This is a genomic window from Promicromonospora kroppenstedtii DSM 19349 (genome assembly GCF_000515355.1).
GTDB classification, from domain to species: Bacteria; Actinomycetota; Actinomycetes; order Actinomycetales; family Cellulomonadaceae; genus Promicromonospora; species Promicromonospora kroppenstedtii.
The window spans coordinates 117,049-120,193 of sequence record NZ_KI911641.1 but is presented as its reverse complement, the minus strand read 5'-3'; the positions used below and the strand labels follow the sequence as shown (position 1 = coordinate 120,193).

The window sequence follows — 3,145 nt, the reverse complement described above, 5'->3', positions numbered from 1 at the left end:
GAGCCAGACGAAGACGCCCGTCGCGACCAGGCAGGCCACCGCGACGGCGCCCACGCCGGCCCGCCAGCCGAACATCTCCGCGACGCCACCCGAGACGATGCGTCCGAGCAGCCCGCCCATCGACGTGCCCGCGACGTACGTCCCGGCCGCGCGCGGCACGGCCGATGCCGCGCCCGAGGCGACCAGTGTCTCGGTCAGGTAGGCCATCGCGACGGCGGGCACGCCCGCGACGAAGAGTCCCTCGACGGCGCGACCGGCCACGAGCAGCTCGAACGACGGCGCGAACGGCACCGCGAGACCCAGCGCGGTGGCACCGAGCATCGCGACGGTCATCGCCCGGACGCGGCCGACGCGGTCGGCGACCCAGGCCCACGGCAGCACGCCCACGGCCAGACCCAGGGTCGCAGCGGAGACGAGCAGCGCCGAGTCGGAGGCCGACGTCGCGAGCTCGCGGGCGGCGGCAGGCAGGACGGACTGCGGCGCGTAGAGCTGCGCGAACGCAGCGGTCCCGGCGCCGAACAGCGCGACGAGCAGACGTCTCTCGTCGAACCGTGCTGCGCCGGGACCGGTGCTCACAGTGCGTGCGGGCTCACGGGCCGGCCTGCTTGCCGGCTCACGCCGGCTGTGCCCACGCCGGCAGTGTTCACGCCAGCAAGGTCGGCTTCAGGTCCTTGACCCGGCCGAGGAGGCCGTTCACGAAGGCCGGGGAGTCGTCCGTGGACAGGTCGCCCGCGAGGTCGACCGCCTCGTCGAGTGCGACGGCGTCGGGCACGTCGTCGTTGAAGAGGACCTCCCAGGAGCCGATCCGCAGCAGGGCGCGGTCGACGGCGGGCATGCGGTCCAGCGTCCAGCCCTGCGAGTAGGTCTCCAGCACCTCGTCGATACGGTCGCGGTGGGCGACCACGCCCTCCACGATCTCGACCGCGTACTGCGGCACGGCCGCCTCGGTGTGCGGCACGGCCACACGGTCGGCGAGGAGCGTCAGCGGGTCGATGCCTCGCTGCTCCGCCTCGAAGAGGATGTCGGCGGCGCGCTTGCGCGCCTTGGTGCGTGCGCCCATGGTCTCTCTCTGCTACGAAAATCGACTGCTGAGCTGTCAGCGGCTCAGCTCACAGCGGCTGAGCTGTCAGCGGCTGAACTGCGGCGCGGCGGACCCTTCCGGGCCCGCCGCGGATGGGTCACTCGGAGACGCGACCGAGGTAGTCGCCCGTGCGGGTGTCGACCTTGACCTTGACGCCCTGCTCGAGGAACAGCGGGACCTGGATCTCCGCGCCCGTCTCGAGGGTCGCCGGCTTGGTGCCACCCGTGGAGCGGTCACCCTGCAGGCCCGGCTCGGTGTAGGTGATCTCCAGGACCACGGACGCCGGCAGCTCGATGTACAGCGGTGTGCCGTCGTTCGAGGCGAGCATGACGTTCATGCCCTCGAGCATGTAGTCCTTGGCGTCGCCCACGGTCGCCGCCGACACGTTGATCTGGTCGTACGTGTCGTTGTCCATAAAGACGAAGTCCTCGCCGTCCATGTACAGGTACTGGAAGTCGCGGCGGTCCACGTTGGCCGTCTCGACCTTGATGCCCGCGTTGAACGTCTTGTCGACGACCTTGCCGGACAGCACGTTCTTCATCTTGGTGCGGACGAACGCTCCACCCTTGCCCGGCTTGACATGCTGGAACTCGATGACCGACCAGAGGTTGCCGTCGATGCGGAGCACAGTGCCGTTCTTGATGTCGTTGGAGGTAGCCACGTTCGTCTTCCTGTGTTGGGTAAGGGTGTGCCCCGGGCACGCCGACGCTGCGCCGGCGGCTGGGGTGGTCGTGCAGTGATCTTGCAGTGATCTTGCAGTGGTCTTGCAGTGGTCGTGCACGGGGTCAAGCAGCAGCGGTCAAGTCTAACGGACCGGTCAGAGGACGAGCGCATTGAGGACGACGAGCCCGAGCAGCCCGGTCGCGACCGACCAGATCAGTGAGGCGAGCGTACCCACCACGAACCGCTCCGACGCGACGGGCTGGTCCCGCAGCTCCGCGTACCGCCCCAGGCCCTTGATCGCGACGACGATCGCGATGCCGTACGGGTAGCCGGCCAGCAGGGAGCCCGTGATCGCGAGGCGTTCCAGGACGCCGAGCCACGCCCCGCCGCGCAGGATCGCGACGGCGTCCGGGTGCATCGTGCCCGTGGGGGACTCCTCGCCGTCGGGCACCTGTCGGGCGTTGCTCGCGCCGGACACGCTCGAACCGGACTTGCCGGGGCCGGACTTGCCGGCGCCGGCCTTGCCGGGGCCGGGGAGCATCGCGCCGGACGCGCCCGTGGCGGCGCCGCTGTCGGAGCCGGAGCTCTTCTCGGCTGCGCTCTCGGTGCCTGCGGCGCCCTGGGTGCCCGCGGCAGGGGAGCCTTCGCCGGCGCCCCCGCCCCCGGCGCCCTCACCTGCAATGCCCTCACCTGCAGTGCCCTCACCTGCAGCACCCTCGCCTTCCTCTGCCTCCAGGGCCTGCGGGTACACCGGCGGCTTGTAGCGCGCCCACGGGAGGTCTCCCCGCCCTGCACGGCGCAGCACCCACGGCACCACCCAGGAGCCCACGATCACGCTGAGCGTCAGCGTGATCAACCAGGTCGCGACGGCGGCGACCCACTGCCAGCCGTCGATGTTGTCCAGCGTCTCCCAGGTCACGGCGTGACGTCCCCCTCAGCTCTGCGCGTCAGCTCTTGCCGCGCTTCCTCGTGGTGCTCCGGACAGCAGGCCCGGCAGCCTCGGCCGCCTCCGGAGTCTCAGCGGGCTCCGGGCCCACCGAGTCGCTCAGCTCGGCGAGGAGCCGCACGACCACCGGTCGGACAGCTTCCTCCTCCTGCCAGAGGGCCGCGCGGACCCGCTGGCTCACCGCCTGCTCGCTGACGTGCAAGGACTGGGCGACGATTCTTTGTCGTCCCGGTTTGTCCGCCAGCGAGGCGAGCGTATCGGCGACCTCCCACCCTTGGGGAGTACGGCGCGCGCGAATCGCCGCGAGAAGGCGGAGCAGGGCCTCGACCTCGGCGGCCAGGTCCGGCGGGGACGGCTCGGCGGTCCCGGGCCTCGACGTCTGGCCATCCAACGGCCGGGCGCCCCCGGTCACGAGGTCCGCCGCCCCGGGCGGCGGACCCTCCACGGCGACCGAC

General features: G+C 71.4%; 4 protein-coding genes and 1 pseudogene. All 5 read right to left on the bottom strand.

The features are described from left to right. Positions 1 to 576 (bottom strand): MFS transporter (locus PROKR_RS08415; protein WP_036961830.1); only part of this gene is annotated, 576 nt, incomplete at its 3' end. A 67-nt stretch (positions 577 to 643) separates the two neighbouring features. Continuing rightward, complete coding sequence (gene nusB / locus PROKR_RS08410) at positions 644 to 1,060, bottom strand: transcription antitermination factor NusB (protein ID WP_036961828.1); 417 nt, start codon at positions 1,058 to 1,060, stop codon at positions 644 to 646. Positions 1,061 to 1,178: 118 nt separating this feature from the next. Then, complete coding sequence (gene efp, locus PROKR_RS08405; RefSeq protein ID WP_036961827.1) at positions 1,179 to 1,742, bottom strand: elongation factor P; 564 nt, start codon at positions 1,740 to 1,742, stop codon at positions 1,179 to 1,181. Positions 1,743 to 1,898: 156 nt separating this feature from the next. Continuing rightward, positions 1,899 to 2,663, bottom strand: a complete 765-nt coding sequence (locus PROKR_RS38000; RefSeq protein WP_051432794.1) for a hypothetical protein — start codon at positions 2,661 to 2,663, stop codon at positions 1,899 to 1,901. 28 nt (positions 2,664 to 2,691) lie between these two features. Continuing rightward, positions 2,692 to 3,145: pseudogene (locus PROKR_RS08395) on the bottom strand (hypothetical protein); the annotation flags it as partial.